The following is a 20333-nucleotide window of genomic DNA, read 5'->3' as shown; positions in this document are numbered from 1 at the left end:
GGCCGGGGTGCAGGTCCCGGCCGCCCGAGGGTGGATTCGATGGCAAGCCTGACGAAACGTCAGTTCTCGTCGCCCGCACGGAGCTTGGCGACCGCGGCGGCCAGGCGGGCGCCGTACTCCGGGTCGGCGGCGTGGAAGTGCGCCAGGTTCTTCTCGATGACGTCCTCGCGGCTGACCTGGGCCAGGAAGCCGGCCAGGTTGGCGATCAGGCGGGCCCGCTCGCCCTCGGACATCAGCCGGTACAGCTCGCCGGCCTGGAAGAAGTCGTCGTCCTTGCTGTGGGCCACGGTGGTGTAGGTCCCGGTGTGGCCGGAGACGGCGACCGGGGCGGACAGCGGCTCGTCGGTCTGCGCGGGGCCGTCGTACGAGTTGGGCTCGTAGTTCTTGCCGCGGCCGTTGCGGTTGAGGGCGCTGTAGCCGTCCTGGCCGTAGTTGGCGGCCTCGGTGGCGCGCGGGGCGTTCACCGGCAGCTGGGTGTGGTTGACGCCGAGGCGGTAGCGCTGGGCGTCGGCGTAGGCGAACAGGCGGCCCTGGAGCATCTTGTCCGGGGACGGGCCGATGCCGGGGACGAAGTTGTTCGGCGAGAACGCGGACTGCTCGACCTCGGCGAAGACGTTGTCGGGGTTCCGGTTCAGCACCAGGCGGCCGACCTTGACCAGCGGGTAGTCGGCGTGCGGCCACACCTTGGTGAGGTCGAACGGGTTGAAGCGGTAGTCGGCGGCCTCGGCGACCGGCATCAGCTGGACGTACAGGGTCCAGGACGGGAACACGCCGCGCTCGATCGCCTGGTGCAGGTCGCGCTGGTGGCTGTCGGCGTCGCCGCCGGCCACCTCCGCGGCCTGACCGGCGTCCAGCGAGCGGATGCCCTGGTTGGTCTTGAAGTGGTACTTCACCCAGTACGCCTGGCCCTCGGCGTTGACCCACTGGTAGGTGTGCGAGCCGTAGCCGTTCATGTGGCGGTAGGAGGCCGGGATGCCGCGGTCGCCGAACAGCCAGGTGATCTGGTGGGTGGAGGCCGGCGAGTGCGCCCAGAAGTCCCAGACGTTGTCGGCCTCCTGGACGCCGGTGTACGGGTCGCGCTTCTGCGAGTGGATGAAGTCGGGGAACTTCACCGGGTCCTTGATGAAGAAGACCGGGGTGTTGTTGCCGACCAGGTCGTAGTTGCCCTGCTCGGTGTAGAACTTCAGCGCGAAGCCGCGCGGGTCGCGCACCGCGTCGGTGGAGCCGAGCGCGCCGGCCACGGTGGAGAAGCGCAGGAAGACCTCGGTGCGCTTGCCGACCTCGGCGAGGAAGCCTGCCCGGGTGTACTGCGAGACCTCGTCGGTGACCTCGAAGTAGCCGTAGGCACCGGAGCCGCGGGCGTGCACCACGCGCTCCGGGATGCGCTCGCGGTTGAACCGGGCGAGCTTCTCCAGCAGCTGCTGGTCCTGGATGAGCAGCGGGCCGTACTCGCCGGCCGAGGCGCTGTTCTGGTTGTCGGCGACCGGGGCGCCGGACTCGGTGGTGAGGAGCTTCTTGGTCATGTGGCGGTCCTTCAGGAGGTACGGGACATCGAGGGCTGACGGAGCGTCAAGGGACGCGCGGCGTCAGGAGGCGTACAGCGGCCGAAGGGCGGTCGCGTCGGCGAGCGGGCGGGCGTCCGCCAGGGCGGCGTCGAGGCCGGCCTCGACGAGGGCCCGGCGGGCCTCGTCCGCGGGGAGCGCGTGGAACCAGCGCAGCGCCAGGGCGTCCTGGCCGGCGGCGGTGAGGCGGCCGGTGAGGCGCAGGCGGGCGAGGCCGCCGTCGGGGAAGACGTCGATCCGGACGTGGGTGACCGGGGTCCCGGCGGGCAGCCGCCAGCGGTGGCGGGTGTCGGGCTGCAGGCGGGTGCGCGGCAGCAGGGTGGTCCAGCCGTCCGGGTCGGTGGCGGGGTCGCCGCCGTTGCTCGCGTCGTATCCGGTCAGCTCGGCCCAGCCGGGGGCGTTGGCGACGAAGCAGGAGGTGTCCACCTCCGCCGCCAGGACCTCGCCGCCCCCGGCCAGGGCGATCCGCACCCAGTCGTTGGCCTTGTCGCGCCGACGCCGGGTCTCCCAGCCGTCGCCCATGACGGTGGCGCGGCCGGGAGCGTTCAGGTTGTGCGGGGAGGAGAAGTAGCGGTCCGAGGCGGCCTCCGCGACGCCGCCGTACTCCTGCGCGGCGAGGTCGAAGGTGAGGCCGGCCAGCTCGCGCGGGTCGGGCAGCACCTCGCCGTGCACCCGCAGCCGGGCCACGCCGCCGTCCGGCCAGATGTTCAGCCGGACGTGGGTGTAGCGGCCCGGGTCGGTGACCGCGAACGCGTGGGCGGTGTCGCCCTGCAGCGCGGTGCGCGGCACCAGGTCGGTCCAGTCGGCGGCGGCGAGCTCCTCCGGGGAGGGGTGGCCGGGCACCGAGGCGGCCTGCACCGAGGCGGTCTCGGGGTAGTTGCCGGTGAAGTGGGCGGTGTCGACGATCACGCCGCGCACCACGCCGGGTACGCCGAGCCGGACGACCACCCAGTCGTGGTCCTCGTCGGTGGGGTGCGGCTGCTCGGCGCTGACGCCCCGTCGGCGGCGGGACTCCCAGCCGTCCATGATCTGGCCCTTGTGCCCGAAGGTGTGCGGGCGGAACTCGGCGGGCTTGGCGACCAGCAGGTTCTCCGCGTCGGCGAAGGTGTCCTCGTTGGTGGCGACCACGCCCGCGCCCAGCAGCCGGGAGGCCAGGTCGACCAGCTCGGTGAACGGTGCGCCCGGGGTCTGAGCGGTACTCAACTGACTCTCCTCTAGCGTCGGATGATCTGGCGGCCGAACGGGGCGGCGTCGGGGTCGACGACCCGGCCGCGCAGCCAGGTGGTGCGGACCTGCCCGGTGAGGGTGCGGCCCGCGTACGGGGTGACCGGGTTCTTGTGGTGCAGTCGTTCGGCGTGGACGGCGAAGTCCGCGTCCGGGTCGAAGGCGACCAGGTCGGCGTCGTAGCCGGGCGCGATGGCGCCCTTGGTGCCGGTCAGCCCGACCAGCGAGGCCGGCCCGGCGGACATCCAGCGGACCACCTCGGCCAGCGTGTGGCCGCGGCGCCGGGCCTCGCTCCACACCGCGGGCAGGCCGAGCTGCAGCGAGGCGATGCCGCCCCAGGCGGCGGCGAAGTCGCCGCTGCCGCCGTAGCGCTGAAGCAGCTTCAGGTCCGGGGTGGACGGCGAGTGGTCGGAGACCACGGCGATGAACTCGCCGTCCGCGAGGGCCCGCCAGAGCAGATCGCGGTTGGACTCGTCGCGGATCGGCGGGCAGCACTTGAAGGCGGTGTCGCCGTCCGGGACCTGCTCGGCGGCGAGCGTCAGGTAGTGCGGGCAGGTCTCGGCGGTGACCTGGACGCCGTCCTCGCGGGCCCGGCGCAGCAGCGGCAGGACCGCGGCGGAGGAGACGTGCAGGATGTGCACCCGGGCGCCGGTGCGACGGGCGCACTCCAGCAGTCCGGCGACCGCGACCGCCTCGGCGTCGTCGGGGCGGGAGGCCAGGAAGTCGCGGTAGTGCACGCCGGGGACGTGCGGGGCGGCGTCGAGGACCGCCGGATCCTCGGCGTGGATGATCGCCAGCGCGCCGAGCCTGGCCTGCTCGGCCAGCGCCGACTCCAGGTCCTCGGGCGTCGCCAGGTGCGGGAACTCGTCGACGCCGGACGGCGCCAGGAAGGACTTGAAGCCGAACACCCCGGCCCGGTGCAGGCCCGCCAGCTCGCCGGTGTTGCCGGGCACCGCGCCGCCCCAGAAGCCCAGGTCGACCCAGGCCTGCCCGTCGGCGGTCTTCCGCTTGGCGTCCAGCCCCTCGACCGTGGTGGTCGGCGGGACGGAGTTCAGCGGCATGTCGATGATCGTGGTGACCCCGCCCGCGGCGGCGGCCTTGGTGGCGGAGGCGAAGCCCTCCCAGTCGGTGCGGCCGGGCTCGTTGACGTGCACGTGGGTGTCGACCAGACCGGGCAGCAGCGCGACCTCGCCGAGGTCGGTGAGCTGCCGGTCGCCGACGATCAGCGCGCCGTACGCGGCGACCTGCTCGATCGCGCCGGCCCGCACCAGCACGTCGGCGGGGCGTTCGCCGTCCGGCAGGACCACCCGCCGGGAGCGGATCACCGTGGTGTCGCCGAGGGGCATGAGGGGACCTCCGAACGTCAGGGAAACCGGGGTGTGCCGAAGGAGTGCTGGGAGCGTAGGCCCGCCTTCAACAAAACGTCAATGTAGGAAAGTACGACGAACCGACGGTCCGTCATCCGAGCAGCCGTGCGGCCAGCCGCGCACCGGCCAGTTCGGCGAGTTCACCCGCGCGGGTCATCGACTCGGCCGGATCCTCCGCCAGGTCGGTCAGCGCCAGCGCCTCCGCGAAGCCCGCCGACCGCCACTCCCGCTCCGCCAGCTCCAGCCGGCCGGCCACGGCCGCCACCCGAACCCCCGCCCGGGCAGCGGCCGCGGCAACCCCGGCGGGGGCCTTGCCGTGCAGTGTCTGCGCGTCCAGGCATCCCTCACCGGTCACGACGAGGCGCGCCCCACGCACAGCCTCGTCGAAACCCAGCAGTTCGAGCAGCAGCTCGATGCCGGGTCGCATCGTGGCACCGAGCAGCGCCAGGGCGGCGAAGCCGACTCCGCCAGCCGCACCGGCGCCGGGCGCCCGCCGCACGTCCCGGCCGGTCACCGCGGCCACGGCGTCCGCCCAGCGGGTCAGCCCGTCCTCCAGCACCACCAGGTCCTCGGCGTCCGCGCCCTTCTGCGGGCCGTACACCGCGGCCGCACCGCGCGGACCCAGCAGCGGGTTGTCCACGTCGCAGGCGACGACGATCTCGACGCCGCGCAGCACGTCGGCGAGCGGCCCCAGTTCGATCCGCTCCAGCCGGCGCAGCGCCGCTCCCCCGGGCGGCAGCGCCGTCCCGTCGGCGTCGTACAGCTCCACCCCGAGCGCCTGCACCATGCCGGCCCCGCCGTCGGTGCAGGCGCTCCCCCCGAGCCCGAGCACGATCCGGGTCGCCCCCAGCGACACCGCCTTCGCGATCAGCTGCCCCACCCCGTACGAGCCCGCCGCCAGCGGCGCCGTCCGCCCCCCGGGCAGCCGCGCCAGCCCCGAGGACTGCGCCAGCTCGACCACCGCGGTCTCCCCCCGCACCGCGAGCCCCGCCTCCACCGGCAGCCCCGTCGGCCCCGCGACCTTCACGTTCACCCGCGAGAACCCCGCCGCGAGCGCCGCCGCCAACGTCCCCTCCCCACCGTCGGCCACCGGCAACTCCCGCACCTCCACCCCCGGCGAGACCTTCCGGATCCCCGCAGCAATCCGCGAAGCGACCTCCGCCCCCTCCAGCGACCCCTTGAACTTGTCCGGAGCGACCACCACATGACCAGCCATGGGACCTACGACCTCTCGTTGCAACATCTAGGGGCTCGGGGAACTGCGAGGCGAGTGGCGACAAGGTCTCAACTCGGCTGCCGCGCCTGGTACTTCTTCGATCAGACCCCAACCCTCCGGGAGGGAAGTGGTGCCTCCTGGCGACGCGGGCACGACCGGACAGGTACACGCCGCCAGGAGGAGCTCTGGGTTACTCGACCTCGCGCCCGGACAGCCGCTCGACCCCGCGCAGCAGCGCCGAGTGGTCCAGCGAGCCGTCGCCGTTGGCACGGGCGGAGGCCACCAGCTGGGCGGCGACCGCGCCGAGCGGCAGCGCCGCGCCGACCGCGCGGGCGGCGTCGGTGACGATGCCCATGTCCTTGTGGTGCAGGTCGATCCGGAAGCCGGGCGCGAACTCGCGGTTCAGCATGTTGCCCTTCTTGCGGTTCAGCACGGTCGAGCCGGCCAGCCCGCCGCCGAGCACGTCCAGCGCGGCGGCCAGGTCGACGCCCGCGTTCTCCAGGAAGACCACGGCCTCGGCCAGCACCTGGATGTTGACCGCGACGATCAGCTGGTTCGCGGCCTTCACGGTCTGGCCGGCACCGGCCGGGCCGACGTGGACGACCGTGGTGCCGAGCGCGTCGAACAGCGGCTTCGCCTCGGCGAAGTCCGCGGCCTCGCCGCCGACCATGATCGACAGCACCGCCTCGACCGCGCCGGCCTCACCGCCGGAGACCGGGGCGTCCAGGGTGCGGATGCCCTTCTCGCGGGCGGCCGCATCGACCTTGATCGAGGTCTGCGGGGTGATGCTGGACATGTCGACGACCAGGGTGCCGGGCGCGACGTTCTCCAGCACGCCACCCTCGCCGAGGATGACCTGCTCCACGTGCGGGTCGGCCGGAACCATCGTGATCACGATCTCGGCGTCCTTGACCGCCTCGGCGATCGATCCCGCGCCGTGGCCGCCGGCCGCGACCAGCGCGTCGATGGCGTCCTGCTGCAGGTTGAAGCCGGTCACGTGGTGGCCGGCCTTGACCAGGTTGACGGCCATGGGCTTGCCCATGATGCCGAGGCCGATGAAGGCGATCTTGCGGCTGCTCATCGCAGTGGTGTCCTTACGTGAGGGAATGGAAGAAGACCGGGTACTGCAGCGGCGGGCGAGACGATCGGCCGAAGGCCAATGACCGGCGACCCGACAATCGGCCTGCGGCCGGTTCGCGGCGGTGCCTGACGGCGGATCAGCCGCACGGTTGCCGCCGATCGGCCAAAGGCCGGCGCCCGGAGGCCCGACAGTCGGCCGCAGGCCGACGACCGGCCGCCCCGACAGTCAGCCGAAGGCCAGCGGCCCCGACACTCGACCGAAAGCCCGCAGCCCGGACAGTCGGCCGAAGGCCAGTGACCGGAGACCGTGACAATCGACCAGAGGCCCCGAAGGTCGGCCGGAGGCCGTTCGCGGTGCCCGACGGGTCGGCCGCGCGGTGGTCGCGGACCGGCCCGGAGGGCTAGCGCAGCGCTCGCGGCAGCCACTCGAAGCTGTCGGCGCTGACGCCGCCGGCCGGGCGGTACTCCAGGCCGATCCGGCCCTGGTAGCCGGCGGCGGTGAGCCGGGCGAAGAGGTCCTCGAAGTCGAGGTCGCCGGTGCCGGGCTCGTTGCGCCCGGGGGTGTCGGCGATCTGCACGTGGCCGATCCGGTCGGCGTACGTGGAGATCACCGCGGGCAGGTCCTCGCCGTTGCGGGCCAGGTGGTAGAGGTCGCAGAGGAAGCGGGCGTTGCCGAGGCCGGTGGCGGCGTTGACCTTGTCGACCACCTCGACGGCCGCGGCGGCGCTCACCAGCGGGTAGTCCGGGGACTCCGGCTGGTTGAGGGCTTCGATCAGCAGGACCGCTCCGATACCGTGGGCGGCCTGGGCGGCGAGCGCGAGGTTCTCCAGCGCCAGCGCGTCCTGCTCGGCGGGGTCGACCCCGGCCACCCGGTTGCCGTAGAGGGCGTTCAGCGCGCCGGTGCCCAGCCGCTCGGCGAGGGCGACGGTGACCGGGATGTTCTCCCGGAAGCGCTCGTTCTCGGCGGGCACGGAGACCGTGCCGCGGGCGCCGCGGGTCAGGTCGTCCAGGAAGTTGAGCCCGGTGAGCTGGACCCCGGCGGCGTCGAACGCGCCCGCCAGCTCGTCGAGTTCGGCCTGGCCGGGGGTGTGGTTCTCGCCGAACGGCCACCAGAGCTCGGCGGCGGTGAACCCGGCCGCGGCGGCCGCGGCGGGCCGATCGAGCAGCGGGAGCTCGCCGAACAGGATGGACAGGTTGACCGTGAAGCGGTGCTGGGCGGCAGCGGTCACGTCGTTCACCTCTCGCTCTCTCGCCCAACTTCCACGATCCGGAAGCTGGATTCTGCTTGATGGAAGCTTCTCCGCCGTCAACCCGCACTGTCAAGGCGACCGCAACAATTTGTTGAAGCAGCCGAAGCCCGCCGGTCACGCCCCTGGTCGACTGTCTGATCGACCAGGCCGCTCGCTAAGGTGAGCGGGTGCGATTGATGGTGGAGTTCACGACAGAGCCGTTCGAGCTGGACGGCTTCCCCGACCACGCCAAGGCCGCGCGCCGGGTGGTCGACGAGGCGGGCCTGGCCGTGTCGGTGGGCCCGTTCGGCACCAGCGCCGAGGGCGAGGCCGAGCAGGCGCTGGCCGCCGTCACCCGCCTGCTGCGGGAGACCCTGGCGGCCGGGGCCAGCCGGATCTCGGTCCAGGTCAGCGTGCTGGACGAGGACGAGGAGCAGGACTCCCCGGAAGGAGTGGGTACGCAGTGAGCGAAGCCCTGGACCACCCGCTCACCGCAGCGATAAAGCCGCTGCTGGAGGCGGTCGGCGCCACCGCGCTGGACCCCGGCGAGGCACGCGCCGACGACGTCGTCCTGGAGTGGGACGGCGCGCCGGCGGTGGCGGTGCGGCTGCCGCACCTGAGCAGTGCGCTGGACCGGATGCTGGCCGACATGGCCCGCCAGTTCGACGGCCGGCCGCTGGCCGAGCTGGACCGCGCGGAGAAGCAGCGGGTGGTGGCGCTGCTGGAGGAGCGCGGCGCGTTCACCGTCCGCCACGGAGTGGAGACCGTCGCGTCGGCGCTCGGCGTCAGCCGCTTCACGGTGTACAACTACCTGAACCGGCAGGAGAAGGCGTAGCCGTCGGCGCGCCCATTGGCGGATCGCACACGACACCGCCCGGCAACACCGGGTGTCGGGAAACGTAACCACCAACCGTTCAACAAAGTGTTGACGGTCCGTCGCGGCCGATCTAGCTTGTGCGGGTGGCACCACTCTTCAGGAGGTCCACCCGTGCCCCAGCCACCCTCTGCTCTCGCCGCCCTGGCCGCCGCTGACGCGGCCGGGTTGCGGGACACCCTGCTGGAGATCTGCTCCAGCCCCGCCTGGGCCGCCGCCGTCGCGGCGTCCCGCCCCTGGCCCGACCGGGCGTCGCTGCTGGCCGCCAACGCGGCGGCGATGGCCGCGCTCACCGCCGACGACCTGCACGACGCGATGGCCGGCCACGCCCGGATCGGCACGCCGAAGGCCGGCGACGCCGTCTCCGAGCGCGAGCAGGCCGGCATCCAGGGCGTCGAGCAGTCGCTGCTCGACGAGCTGCGCGAGGCCAACGCCGCCTACGAGGCGAAGTTCGGCCACGTCTTCCTGATCTGCGCGACCGGCCGCACCGCGGCCACCATGCTCGCGTCACTGCGCGAGCGCTTCCCGCACGAACCGGCCGTCGAGGCGGAGATCGTCCGGGGCGAGCTGCGCAAGATCAACGACATTCGGATCAACCGACTGCTTGACGAGTCCTGACGACTTGACGGACAGTCACCTCCTGCCATCAGTAAGGTCTTTCCACCCATGACTGGCATCTCCACGCATGTGCTCGACACCAGCCTCGGCCGCCCGGCCGAGCGGGTACCGGTCGAGCTGGCACTGCACACCGAGGGTGGCTGGCAGGTGCTCGGCGCCTCCGCCACGGACTCCGACGGCCGGGTCAAGGACCTGCCGGCCGTGGAGGCGGGCTCGGTCGTCCGACTGCTCTTCGACACCACCGCGTACTACGCGGACCGCGCGGAGCAGCCGTTCTTCCCCGAGGTCTCGATCGTCTTCACGGTCGCACCCGCGCAGCACCACTACCACGTGCCGCTGCTGCTCAACCCGTTCGGCTACTCGGTCTACCGCGGAAGCTAGTAGACCGGCCTGGAAGCTTAGGAGCCATGTCATGGCCCACGTGCTCGGTCAGAACCAGTACGGCAAGGCGGAGAACCGCATCGTCCGGGTCTACCGCGACTCCACCCGCCACGAGATCAAGGACCTGAACGTCTCGGTCTCCCTGCAGGGCGAGTTCGAGGACGTGCACCTCACCGGCTCGAACGCGAACTGCCTGCCCACCGACACCACCAAGAACACCGTGTACGCCTTCGCCAAGGAGTACGGCATCGAGTCGGCCGAGGCGTTCGGCATCGTCCTGGCCCGGCACTTCGTGAACGACACCGAGCGCGGCGTGGTGCACAGCGCCCGGATCCGGATCGAGGAGTACACCTGGGACCGGATCAGGACGCCCGACAACAACGCCCGCTTCATCGGCTCCGAGGAGGTCGGCCACTCCTTCGTCCGCAACGGGCAGGAGGTCCGCACCACCGAGGTGGTCTTCGACGGCGAGCGGGTCCAGGTCGTCTCCGGCCTGAAGGACCTGGTCGTGATGAACACCACCAACTCGGAGTTCTGGGGCTACATCAAGGACAAGTACACCACCCTCCAGGAGGCCTACGACCGGATCCTGGCCACCCAGGTGACGGCTCGTTGGAAGTACGGCTTCGACGGCCGCGACGGCCAGGCCGAGCCGAACTGGAACCGCTCCTACAACCACGTGAAGCGGCACATGCTCGAGGCCTTCGCCGAGACCTACTCCTACTCGCTGCAGCAGACCCTGCACGCGATGGGCACCCGGGTGCTGAACAACCGCGCCGAGGTGGACGAGGTACGCCTGGAGCTCCCCAACAAGCACCACTTCCTGGTGGACCTCGAGCCGTTCGGCCTGAAGAACGAGAACGAGGTCTACTACGCCGCCGACCGGATGTACGGCCTGATCGAGGGCACCGTGCACCGCGAGGGCGTCACCCCGGTCATCCCGGTCGCCTGACGCGCCGCCAGGCACCCCCGCACCACCGCACCTCTCTCCCTCCCCCACCCGTTCGGAGATCGTGCCCGCCCTCACGGCGGCCGTCCCGGGAGCTGGAGAGTCCGCCCGAGGGACCCTTGTTCCGTCGTCCCGCCCTCGGGCCTCACACCCTCTCCAGCGCCACGGGCGCGCCGAGAGCCAGGGGCAGCAAAGGGGCTACTTCCATGGCACTCCGCAGTACTCGACGCACCCTCAGCACCCGCACCACAGACGACGGTTCCACCCCCACCCACCCGGTCGACGAGGTGCTCTCCCCGCCGAAGCTGTTCGGCACCGGGCTGCAGCACGTCGCCGCGATGTACGCCGGCGTGGTCGCTCCACCCCTGATCGTGGGCGCGGGCGTCGGGCTCTCGCCCGCCGAACTCGCCCTGCTGATCTCGGCCAGCCTGTTCACCGCCGGGCTGGCCACCCTGCTGCAGACGCTCGGGATCTGGCGGATCGGCGCCCGGCTCCCGTTCGTCAACGGCGTCTCGTTCGCCGGCGTCGCGCCGATGCTGGCGATCGCCAAGGAGCACGGCCCGAAGGACGCCCTGCCGGTGATCTTCGGTGCGGTGATCGTCGCGGGAGTCCTGTGCTTTCTCGCGGCGCCGTACTTCTGCCGGCTGGTCAGGTTCTTCCCGCCGGTGGTGCAGGGCACCGTGATCACCCTCATCGGGGTGTCCCTGCTGCCGGTCGCGGTGAACTGGGCACGCGGCGGATCGCCGTCCGCGCCCGGCTACGGCTCGGTGAAGGCGATCGGCCTGGCCGCGTTCACGCTCGCCGCGGTGGTGCTGGCCAACCGGCTGCTGAAGGGCTTCTGGCAGCAGCTGTCGCTGCTGATCGGCCTGGCCCTCGGCACCGCGGCGGCCTTCCCGCTCGGCCTCGCGGACTTCTCGCCGGTCGGTGACGCGCAGGTGTTCGCGCTGCCCTCGCCGTTCCACTTCGGCGCGCCGATGTTCGACGCCACCGCGATCGTGTCGCTCTGCATCGTCATGGTGGTCTCCATGACCGAGTCCACCGCCGACATGCTCGCCCTCGGCCGGATCGTCGACCGCGAGGCCGACGAGCCGGTGCTGGCCGCCGGGCTGCGCGCCGACGGCCTGGCCACCGCGCTCAGCCCGGTGTTCAACGGCTTCGCGTGCAGCGCCTTCGCCCAGAACATCGGGCTGGTGGCGCTCACCAGGATCCGCAGCCGGTTCGTGGTCGCGGCGGGCGGCGGGATCCTGATCGTGCTGGGCCTGTTCCCGGTGCTCGGCTCGCTGGTCTCGCTGGTCCCGCAGCCGGTCCTCGGCGGCGCCGGGATCGTGCTGTTCGGCACCGTCGCGGCCAGCGGCATCCGCACCCTCGGCGAGGCGGGGATGGAGTCCACCGCGCACACCATCCTGGTCTCCGTGTCGCTGGGCGTCGGCCTGATCCCGATCGCCGCCCCCACCTTCTACGACAGCTTCCCGGAGGCCGTCCGCACCCTGATGCACTCCGGCATCTCGGCGGGCTGCCTGGCCGCCGTCCTGCTCAACCTGCTGTTCCACCACGTCGGCGCCGCCGGCCGTTCCCCCCTAGGAGTCACCCCATGGCAGTCCAGCCCCCGCCCGCCGACCAGCGGATCGTGATCGAGAACGTCGCCATCGCCACGGTCGACGCCGACGACACCGAGTACGCCCGCGGCCACGTCGTGATCCTCGGCAACACGATCGAGTCGGTCGGCGACGGCCCCGCGCCCATGTGGCTGGACAACGTGGTGCGCCGGATCAACGGCGAGGGCCACCTCGTCACCCCGGGCCTGGTCAACACCCACCACCACTTCTACCAGTGGATCACCCGCGGCCTGGCCCAGGACAACATCCTCTTCGACTGGCTGGTCGCGCTGTACCCGACCTGGGCCCGGGTCGACGACCGCCTGGTGCACGCCGCCACCCAGGGCTCGGCGGCCGCGCTGCTGAAGTCCGGCTGCACCACCGCCTCCGACCACCACTACGTCTTCCCGCAGGGCGGCGGCGACATCCTCGGCGCCTCCATCGAGGGCGTCCAGGAGCTCGGCATGCGCTTCACCGCGCTGCGCGGCTCGATGGACCGCTCCAAGAAGGACGGCGGCCTGCCGCCGGACCACGCCGTGGAGGAGACCGAGGACATCCTCGTCGCCTCCGAGAGCGCCGTCGACAAGTGGCACGACGCGTCCTTCGGCTCGATGCTGCACGTCGCCCTCGCCCCCTGCTCGCCGTTCTCGGTCTCCACCGAACTGCTCAAGCAGTCCGCCGAGTTGGCTCGCCGCAAGGGCGTGCGCCTGCACACCCACGGCTCGGAGACCGCCGAGGAGGAGGAGTTCTGCAAGCAGCTGTTCGGGATGGGCCCGACCGACTACTTCGAGTCCACCGGCTGGCTCGGCGAGGACGTGTGGATGGCGCACTGCGTCCACATGAACGACTCCGACATCGCCAAGTTCGCCAAGACCGGCACCGGCGTCGCGCACTGCCCGTCCTCCAACGCCCGGCTCGCGGCCGGCATCGCCCGGGTCCCCGACATGCTCGCCGCCGACGTCCCGGTCGGCCTCGGCGTGGACGGCACCGCGTCCAACGAGTCCGGCGAGCTCGGCACCGAGCTGCGCAACGCCCTGCTGATCAACCGCCTGCACGGCCGGCCGGACGCGCTGACCGTCCGTCAGTCCCTGCGCCTGGGCACCATGGGCGGCGCCCGGGTGCTCGGCCGGCAGGACGAGATCGGCTCCATCGAGGCCGGCAAGCTCGCCGACCTCGCGCTGTGGAAGATCGACGGCATCATGCACTCCTCGATCGCCGACCCGGTCGCCGCGCTCGTCCTCGGCGCGCTCCCGCCGCTCGCCACCCTGTTCGTCAACGGCAACGCCGTCGTCGAGAACGGCCGCCTCACCACCGTCGACGAGGACCGCATCGCCCTCGCCGCCGCCCGCGCCGCCCGCGAGCTCGCCGCCCGCGGCTGACGCCCCGCCAGCCCCGGGAGCCGCCGCCAGGGACGACGACGGCTCCCGGCCCCCGGCCCCGGACCCACGGCGAGGGTCCGGGGCCACCTCGCGTGATCCGGCCCCGCACCTCGGCACCCCGCGGCAGACCCTGCGGGCATTGCAGCAGAAGGTGTTCACGGCTCACGGCTGGGACGGGGAGTGCGACTCCGTCGAGGAGCTGTGGACGGACGACTACCACACCGTCCGCCCGCTCCCGCTCGACCGGCTCGTCCACCACTTCGGCACCGGCCGTCCGACCGTGGAGCAGTACACCCGGGCGATCGCCGGCCGGGCGCTGCAGGACGAGGCGGACATGCGGTGGACGGGCCGCTTCGTCGTCCTGCACACCGACGGCGAGCCGACCCACCTGGGCCTGTTCGGCTACTCCGGCGACTGACGGGACGTCAGGTGCGGGCGGCGGTGCGGGCGGCGACGGGCAGTGCCAGGCCGGCGGCGGCCACGACTGCGCCCAGTACCGCCCAGCCCGCGACGCCGAGGGTGAGTGCGGTGGCGGTGACCACCAGCGGGCCGATGACGTGCGAGGCGGCCTGGCCGCTCATGAACACGCCCTGGTACTCGCCGTGCGCGGCCGGGTCGGCGAGGTCGAGGCTGAGGGTCCAGCCGCCGGCGGAGGTGAGGAGTTCGGCGAGGCTGTGCACGACGATGCCGACCAGCACCAGCACCACGGCCGCGGTCGCCGAGCGCCCGCCCGCCGCGGCGTACACCAGACAGGCCGTCCCGAGCAGGACCCCGCCGTGGGCGCAGGCCCGGGCGGCCGAGCTGACGTCCACCACGCCGCGCCCGGCGCGGACCTGGAACAGCACCACGGCGAGGCAGTTGACGATGCCGACCACCGCGACCAGGGCGCGCGGCGCGGCGGTGTGCGCGGCGATCCACAGCGGGATGCCGATCTGCAGCATGGCGAACTGCAGCTCCAGCACGGCGTGCAGGGCGGACACCAGCAGGTAGCGCCGGTCGCGCAGGGCCGTCCCGCCCCGCACCCGCTCCCCCGCCGCCGCCGCGACCGCGGTCTCCGGCAGCCCGCGCAGCAGCAGCGAGGTGGCCGCGAAGCTGGCGGCGTCCAGCGCCAGCACGGTGGCGTAGCCGCGGTAGCTGTCGGCCTGCAGGGCGAAGACCGCGCCCGCGCCGCCGAGCACCAGCCCGGCGTTCATCACCGAGCGCAGCAGGGCCCGGGAGCGGACCTGATCGTCGGCGGGCAGCAGGTGGGCGATCAGGGCGCTGCGCACGGCCACGGCGCCGCGTTCCAGCACGGTGGCGGCAACGGCGAGCAGAACGAAGGCGGCCCAACTGTGCACGAAGGCGTAGCCGAGCACCGCGGCGCCCTGCAGCGGCCCGAGGACGTAGAGCAGGCGGCGGTGGCCGACCCGGTCGGCGAGGCGGCCCATCGGCACGCCGGCGAGCATCCCGCAGACCCCGGCGATGGTCATGCCGAGCGCCAGCCCGGCGGCGCTGAGGCCGACCTGGCGGGTGAAGTAGAGCGCGCTGACGGTGTAGTAGAGGCCGTTGCCGACGGTGTTGACGGCGGTCATCACGGCCAGGCGGCGCAGCAGCGGGTCGGCGGGCAGCGGGAGTCGGCGCCGGGGCGGCGCTGCGGTGGCGGTCATGACCGTCACGACACCAGGGTTCCCAACCGACCGGAATCCTTTTACCGTGGGGGTCAATGTTCGAGTTCGCCTTCGGTGTGGACGACCTCGCCACCACCTGGATCACCTACTCGCCCCTGCAGGAGGCGGTGTTCAGCCTGCGGGCGCGCCGCTCCCCCGCCACGTACCCGCACCAGCAGCGCTGGATCGCGTCCTGGGAGGCGGCGTACCGCACCCTGGACGTCCCGCTGCTGGATTCCCTGGTGACCCCGCGGGTCTGGGTGCCGGACTTCCTGACGCCCCGGCCGGTCGGCCAACGCCCGTCCTTCGAGAGCGAGTTGGCGATCGTCGCACAGACGCCGGCGGAGACCGTGGTACGGGACTTCCGCGCCGCGTACCGGGGTGACGGGGCACCGCTGCCCGAGTCGGTGGCGTCCGCGCTGGACGATCCGGAGGCGCTGCTGGCGCGCTGCGTGGCGCAGCTGCGGGCGTACTGGGAGCGCTGCCTGCTGCCGCGGTGGTGGCCGCGGGCCCGGACCGTCCTGGAGGCCGATCTGGCGTACCGGGGGCGGAGGTTCGCGGAACGCGGCGCGGAGGGGCTGTTCGCGGACCTGGACTCGCTGCTGTCCTGGCGGGCGGGGGTGCTGCGGCTGGACGACCCGGACCCGCGGGTGCGCGCGCTGGGCGGCCGGTACACGCCGGTGGCGGGGCGCGGCCTGGTGCTGGTCCCGACGCTGTGCGGTCTGAACGCCCACACCGTCATCGATCCCGCCGGGCCGCCGCTGATCAGTTATCCGGCCCGCGGTCAGGCCCTGCTGGGCGAGCGGCCGCCGCCCCGGGTCCCGGACGCGCTGGCCGAGTTGATCGGTGCGCCGCGGGCCGGGCTGCTGGTGCTGCTGGTGCAGCCGGCCTCGACCACCGCGCTGGCGCACCGGCTGGGGGTGACGCCGGGCGCGGTGAGCCGGCACCTCTCGGCGCTGGCCACCGCGGGCCTGCTGACCAGGACCCGCAGTGGCCGCTCGGTGCTCTACGCGCGCTCCGCGCTCGGCGACGCGCTCGCCTCCGGCGGGATCTGACGGCCAATCAGCTCTCCCACCGCACAGCGACGTTCCACCCCGACCTCCAGCCTCTCGGGTGACTCCGACGGTTGATCAGTTCTCCCACGGCCAGTGCGCGTTCCGCCCGGCCTCCAGCAGCGGGATCAGCCGGAACGCGGCGTCGGTCAGCCCGCCGAAGGTGTGCCGGCGGGCACCGCCGGAGGGTGCGTGGCCGGGGCGGTACCCGGCCAGGTTCCAGGTGTAGACCGGGACCTCGGCCGGGATCGCGACCAGTGGATCGCCGCCGTTCCAACTCCCGTACGCCTGCTCGTCGGTGACGATCACCACCCGGTCGTGGGCGCGGTAGTGCTGACGGACGGCCTTGGCGGTCTCGGTGCCGCCGAGGTCGCCGAAGCGGTCGACCGCCTTCAGCACCGACTCGCCGCGGCGCAGGGTGATCCGGCGGCTGGTGGTGCCGAACTCGACCAGGTCGGCGTCGGCCGCCCGCAGCGCGAGGGCGGTGCCGAAGACCGCGGCCGTGTCGGCCCGGTTGAGCTCGGTCTGCGCGCTCGGCCGGTCGAACATCGAACCTGAGCGGTCGACCAGGACGAGCGTGCGGCCGGGCAGCACCGGGACGTTGGCCAGCGAGTGGCGCAGCGCGGTCTCCAGCGCGTGGCCCCAGCGAAGCGAGGGCGCGTGCCGGTGGGCGGCCAGGTAGCGGAACGGGAACTGCCGGGAGCGGCGCACCTCTTCCGGGTCGGAGATCCGCCGGGCGACCCGCTCGGCCACCGCGTCCGAGACGCCCGCCTGGTCGAAGTTGCGCAGGTTGCGCACCAGCGCCATCACGCCCATCGACGGGATGACGGCCTCCCAGACGGCGGCGTCCAGCGGGCCGTGCAGCCAGCCGGCCAGCGACTCCCAGGTCATGCCCGCGGCGGCCAGCCGCTCGGCGCCGCCCACGCCGGTGACCAGGGCGCGGCGACGCTCGACCGGAAGGCCCGTCAGTTCGCGGTGGGCGGTCAGCAGCGCGTCACCGGCCGGCGGCACGGCCTCGTCGGGGCGGTGTCGGCGGTCCAGCGCGTACCGGAACAGCTCGCCCTGCCAGGGCTTGTCGGGGTGCGGCGCGGGGTGCGTCAGCTCCAGGACGTCGCCGAAGCGGTAGCCCTTGGCGGCGGTGTCGTACTTGAGCAGCGCGCGGCCGTGGTAGAGCCGGCGGGCGGCGTCGGCGACGCCGCGCTTGACCGGCTTGGGCAGCGCGCGGCCGTACCGGGAGGTCCAGTAGGCGAGCAGCTCGCCGGGCTCGTCGGGGCGGCGCAGCACCGCGTCGACGGCCTGCCGCGAGTAGCCCGCGGCCCCGGCGTCCAGCCGGGCGCGGGTGAACTCGGCGGCGCCGACCAGCGAGGCGGTGCGCATCGCGGCGCCGTCGCGCAGCCAGCGCAGCAGGCCGAGCGTCCACTCGGGGTCGCTGACGGCCAGGGAGCGGATCAGCGCGGTGTAGCGGTCGTCGCGGGCGCCGCCGCGCTCGTAGAAGGTGTCCTGGCCGACCAGGTTGGCGACCGCGAGCAGGAAGAGTTCGGACTTCTGGTCCCGCAGGAATCCGGCGCCGCCCGCGTGGTTGGCCGTGCGCTGCCCGGTCGTGGTGACGGGCGAGGTCGGGCCGGAGGTGGGACGGCGGACGTTGAAGCGGGACATGGCGGACTCCTCCTGCCTGGAGGCATGCCGAACCGGGGCGTCCGCGTGTGCCGATGGTGCGGGCACCGGACGCCCCGGCGCGGTTGCGGTGACGTTGGGGTCCAGAGGACTTCGGCGGCGGAGGTGACGTAGCTGCTCTGGCCACTGAGCTACACCGGCACGAGTACCGGCGGCGGGATTCGAACCCGCGACCTGCCCATTGAGGAGATGGAAGTAACCCCTGCCTGCGCACCTGGACGAGGAAGACGTTAGCCACCGGTGGGACGGCCGTGCACCTGAATATCGCGACGGTGCGTCAGGCCTCCCGGCCGAGGGTGGCGAGGTAGGCGCGCCAGCCGCCGTGCGCGGTGATCTCGCGGTGGACGCCGCGTTCCAGCTCGCCGCGGGCCAGCAGCATCGACAGGCAGGCGCTGCCGTCGGCCAACTCGATGACGCCGAGCTCGAGTTCGAGGGGTTCGCCGGGGAGTACGGCGTCCCGCAGGTGGGCCAGCGGCAGGTCGTAGAGCTCGCCCTGGATCGCGGTGTCGACGGCCGGGTCGGCGAGCAGGCCGGGGCATTCGTCGCGGATGGAGAAGAACCGGTAGCCGGGGGCGGTGCGGACCGGGCCGATCAGGTGGTCGGCGACCTTGGCGTGGAACGGTCCGCCGGTCATCGCCTGGCCGTTGAAGAAGATGCGTGCCATCGGGAGGGCTCCTGGCGTACGGAACGGAGTAGTCGGGGCGTCGACTTCGCCGCCCCGGCGAAGGGCCGGGGCGGCGGGTGGCGGATAGCTTGTCAGTCGAGCAGGGCGAGCGCGGGGAGGGTCAGGAAGTCGGTGAACTCCTCGGCCAGCGCGACCTGTTCGAAGAGAGCGGCGGCCTCGGTCCAGCGCCCACCGGCGTAGGCCTGCGCGCCGAGCTCGGCCCGCAGCGCGTCCAGTTCCTCGGCCACCAGCCGGCGGACCAGCTCGGCGGTGGCCTTCTCACCGGTGTCGGCGAGCACGACGCCGTTGTGGATCCACTGCCAGATCTGCGAGCGGGAGATCTCGGCGGTGGCGGCGTCCTCCATCATGTTGAAGATGCCGACCGCGCCGTGCCCGCGCAGCCACGCCTCGATGTAGCGCACGCCGACCTGGACGGCGTTGTGCAGCCCGGCCAGGGTGCAACTCCCGCCCGCCCCGGCCACGTCGAGCAGCTGGGCGGCCGTCACAGCCTCGTCTGAGCCGGGGTTGTCCTTCTGGTTCGGACGGCCGCCCAGCACGGCGTCGAAGCACTCGCGGGCCACCGGCACCAGGTCGGGGTGGGCGACCCACGAGCCGTCGAAGCCGCCGTTCGCCTCGCGCTCCTTGTCGGCGCGGACCTTGACCAGCGCCGCGGCGTTCACCTCCGGGTCCTTGCGGGAGGGGATGAACGCGGCCATGCCGCCGATGGCGTGCGCCCCGCGCCGGTGGCAGGTCTGCACGAGCAGCCGGGTGTAGGCCGCCATGAACGGGGAGGCCATGGTGACGGCGTTGCGGTCGGGCAGGATGTAGTGCTCGCCGGCGTCCCGGAAGTTCTTCACGATGGAGAACAGGTAGTCCCACCGGCCGGCGTTCAACCCGGCGGCGTGGTCGCGCAGTTCGTAGAGGATCTCGTCCATCTCGAAGGCCGCGGTGATGGTCTCGATCAGCACGGTGGCGCGGATCGTGCCGTACGGGATGCCGAGCTTCTCCTGGGCGTGGGTGAAGACCTCGTTCCAGAGCCGGGCCTCCAGGTGGCTCTCGGTCTTCGGCAGGTAGAAGTACGGGCCGGAGTTGGGGTCCTGCTCGCCCTTGGCGAGCAGGCGGGCGGCGTTGTGGAAGAAGTACAGGCCGAAGTCGAGGAAGGCGCCGGCCACCGGCTGCCCGTCGACCAGCAGGTGCCGCTCGTCCAGGTGCCAGCCGCGCGGGCGGACCACGACGGTGGCGAGTTCGGCGGCGGGCTTGAGGGTATAGGCCTTGCCCTGCGGGCTGGTGAAGTCGATCCGGCCCTCGAAGGCGTCGATCAGGTTGATCTGACCGGAGACCACGTTCTCCCAGGTCGGCGCGGTGGCGTCCTCGAAGTCGGCGAGCCAGACCCTGGCGCCGGAGTTGAGCGCGTTGATCACCATCTTGCGGTCGGTCGGCCCGGTGATCTCCACCCGGCGATCGTTCAGCGCGCGCGGCGCGGGGGCGACCTGCCAGTCGGCGGAGCGGATCGCGGCGGTCTCGGGGCGGAAGTCGAGCGTGCCGGTGCGGGCGATCTCGGCGCGGCGCTCCCTGCGCAGGGCCAGCAGTTCCCGGCGGCGACCCTCGAACGCCCGGTGCAGACCCACCACGAAGGCCACCGCCTCGGGAGTCAGCACCTCCTCCGAGCGGGCCACCCGGGGACCGGCGACGGTGACGACCGGCGCGAGGGGGGACGAACCCTGATCTGCGGCCATGGGCAGGATACTCCTTGGGCTGTTCCGTTCTGTACAGTGGAGACTAGTTTCCGCGATACAGAATTTCAACGGTTTGTTGATGAATCG

19 protein-coding genes are annotated in these 20333 nt (G+C 72.7%); 9 read left to right on the top strand and 10 right to left on the bottom strand.

The window, feature by feature from the left end:
• Window positions 1-59 precede the first annotated feature (59 nt).
• The 6 genes from AB0K51_RS17340 to AB0K51_RS17315 form a co-directional block, all read right to left on the bottom strand.
• Window positions 60-1523: a catalase gene (locus AB0K51_RS17340; protein ID WP_363455592.1), complete on the bottom strand. Its 1464-nt coding sequence runs from the start codon at window positions 1521-1523 to the stop codon at window positions 60-62.
• Between the two features lie 63 nt (window positions 1524-1586).
• Window positions 1587-2765: an allantoicase gene (alc, locus tag AB0K51_RS17335; RefSeq protein WP_363455589.1), complete on the bottom strand. Its 1179-nt coding sequence runs from the start codon at window positions 2763-2765 to the stop codon at window positions 1587-1589.
• Between the two features lie 11 nt (window positions 2766-2776).
• Entirely contained in the window at window positions 2777-4132 is a 1356-nt protein-coding gene (gene allB, locus AB0K51_RS17330; RefSeq protein ID WP_363455586.1) for an allantoinase AllB, read from the bottom strand.
• Window positions 4133-4244: 112 nt separating this feature from the next.
• The gene (locus AB0K51_RS17325; RefSeq protein WP_363455584.1) at window positions 4245-5369 is read right to left on the bottom strand and encodes a glycerate kinase; all 1125 of its coding nucleotides are present in this window, start codon (window positions 5367-5369) and stop codon (window positions 4245-4247) included.
• Between the two features lie 190 nt (window positions 5370-5559).
• A complete protein-coding gene (locus tag AB0K51_RS17320; protein ID WP_363455581.1) occupies window positions 5560-6450 on the bottom strand; it encodes a 2-hydroxy-3-oxopropionate reductase in 891 nt (296 codons plus the stop codon).
• A 400-nt stretch (window positions 6451-6850) separates the two neighbouring features.
• Complete coding sequence (locus tag AB0K51_RS17315; protein WP_363455578.1) at window positions 6851-7687, bottom strand: TIM barrel protein; 837 nt, start codon at window positions 7685-7687, stop codon at window positions 6851-6853.
• Between the two features lie 179 nt (window positions 7688-7866).
• On the opposite strand from AB0K51_RS17315, the gene AB0K51_RS17310 reads away from it, so the two are divergent.
• The 8 genes from AB0K51_RS17310 (at window position 7867) to AB0K51_RS17275 (ending at window position 13892) form a co-directional block, all read left to right on the top strand.
• The gene (locus AB0K51_RS17310) at window positions 7867-8145 is read left to right on the top strand and encodes a thiamine-binding protein (protein WP_363455575.1); all 279 of its coding nucleotides are present in this window, start codon (window positions 7867-7869) and stop codon (window positions 8143-8145) included.
• Window positions 8142-8513 (top strand): helix-turn-helix domain-containing protein, encoded by a 372-nt coding sequence (locus tag AB0K51_RS17305; protein ID WP_363455572.1) that lies wholly within the window; start codon window positions 8142-8144, stop codon window positions 8511-8513. The genes AB0K51_RS17310 and AB0K51_RS17305 overlap by 4 nt, the downstream gene beginning before the upstream one ends.
• A gap of 153 nt (window positions 8514-8666) precedes the next feature.
• Window positions 8667-9170: a 2-oxo-4-hydroxy-4-carboxy-5-ureidoimidazoline decarboxylase gene (uraD, locus tag AB0K51_RS17300; protein ID WP_363455570.1), complete on the top strand. Its 504-nt coding sequence runs from the start codon at window positions 8667-8669 to the stop codon at window positions 9168-9170.
• 48 nt (window positions 9171-9218) lie between these two features.
• Entirely contained in the window at window positions 9219-9551 is a 333-nt protein-coding gene (uraH, locus tag AB0K51_RS17295) for a hydroxyisourate hydrolase (RefSeq protein ID WP_363455567.1), read from the top strand.
• 31 nt (window positions 9552-9582) lie between these two features.
• Complete coding sequence (gene pucL / locus AB0K51_RS17290; RefSeq protein WP_363455564.1) at window positions 9583-10503, top strand: factor-independent urate hydroxylase; 921 nt, start codon at window positions 9583-9585, stop codon at window positions 10501-10503.
• Between the two features lie 203 nt (window positions 10504-10706).
• Entirely contained in the window at window positions 10707-12131 is a 1425-nt protein-coding gene (locus tag AB0K51_RS17285) for a nucleobase:cation symporter-2 family protein (RefSeq protein ID WP_363455562.1), read from the top strand.
• Window positions 12092-13474: an 8-oxoguanine deaminase gene (locus AB0K51_RS17280; protein ID WP_363455559.1), complete on the top strand. Its 1383-nt coding sequence runs from the start codon at window positions 12092-12094 to the stop codon at window positions 13472-13474. The genes AB0K51_RS17285 and AB0K51_RS17280 overlap by 40 nt, the downstream gene beginning before the upstream one ends.
• A 139-nt stretch (window positions 13475-13613) precedes the next feature.
• Entirely contained in the window at window positions 13614-13892 is a 279-nt protein-coding gene (locus AB0K51_RS17275; protein WP_363455556.1) for a hypothetical protein, read from the top strand.
• Window positions 13893-13899: 7 nt separating this feature from the next.
• Here AB0K51_RS17275 and AB0K51_RS17270 read toward each other — a convergent pair whose 3' ends face one another.
• On the bottom strand, window positions 13900-15120 hold the full coding sequence (locus tag AB0K51_RS17270; protein ID WP_363455554.1) for an MFS transporter: 1221 nt from the start codon (window positions 15118-15120) through the stop codon (window positions 13900-13902).
• A 56-nt stretch (window positions 15121-15176) separates the two neighbouring features.
• Between AB0K51_RS17270 and AB0K51_RS17265 the strand changes: the two genes are divergently transcribed.
• Window positions 15177-16175 carry an ArsR family transcriptional regulator gene (locus AB0K51_RS17265; RefSeq protein WP_363455552.1) on the top strand — a complete coding sequence of 333 codons (999 nt, stop codon included), beginning with the start codon at window positions 15177-15179 and terminating at the stop codon, window positions 16173-16175.
• A 75-nt stretch (window positions 16176-16250) separates the two neighbouring features.
• Here the strand turns inward: AB0K51_RS17265 and AB0K51_RS17260 are convergent, their stop codons facing one another.
• The 3 genes from AB0K51_RS17260 to aceB form a co-directional block, all read right to left on the bottom strand.
• Complete coding sequence (locus AB0K51_RS17260; RefSeq protein ID WP_363455549.1) at window positions 16251-17828, bottom strand: TROVE domain-containing protein; 1578 nt, start codon at window positions 17826-17828, stop codon at window positions 16251-16253.
• Window positions 17829-18123: 295 nt separating this feature from the next.
• Window positions 18124-18510, bottom strand: a complete 387-nt coding sequence (locus AB0K51_RS17255; RefSeq protein WP_363455547.1) for a gamma-glutamylcyclotransferase — start codon at window positions 18508-18510, stop codon at window positions 18124-18126.
• A 92-nt stretch (window positions 18511-18602) separates the two neighbouring features.
• Window positions 18603-20246 (bottom strand): malate synthase A, encoded by a 1644-nt coding sequence (gene aceB / locus AB0K51_RS17250; RefSeq protein ID WP_363455544.1) that lies wholly within the window; start codon window positions 20244-20246, stop codon window positions 18603-18605.
• Between the last annotated feature and the right edge of the window lie 87 nt (window positions 20247-20333).

Source organism: Kitasatospora sp. NPDC049285 (genome assembly GCF_040678815.1).
In the GTDB taxonomy this organism is placed as follows: domain Bacteria; phylum Actinomycetota; class Actinomycetes; order Streptomycetales; family Streptomycetaceae; genus Kitasatospora.
Note: the sequence above shows the minus strand (reverse complement) of the source record. Positions and strands in the feature narration are given on the sequence as shown.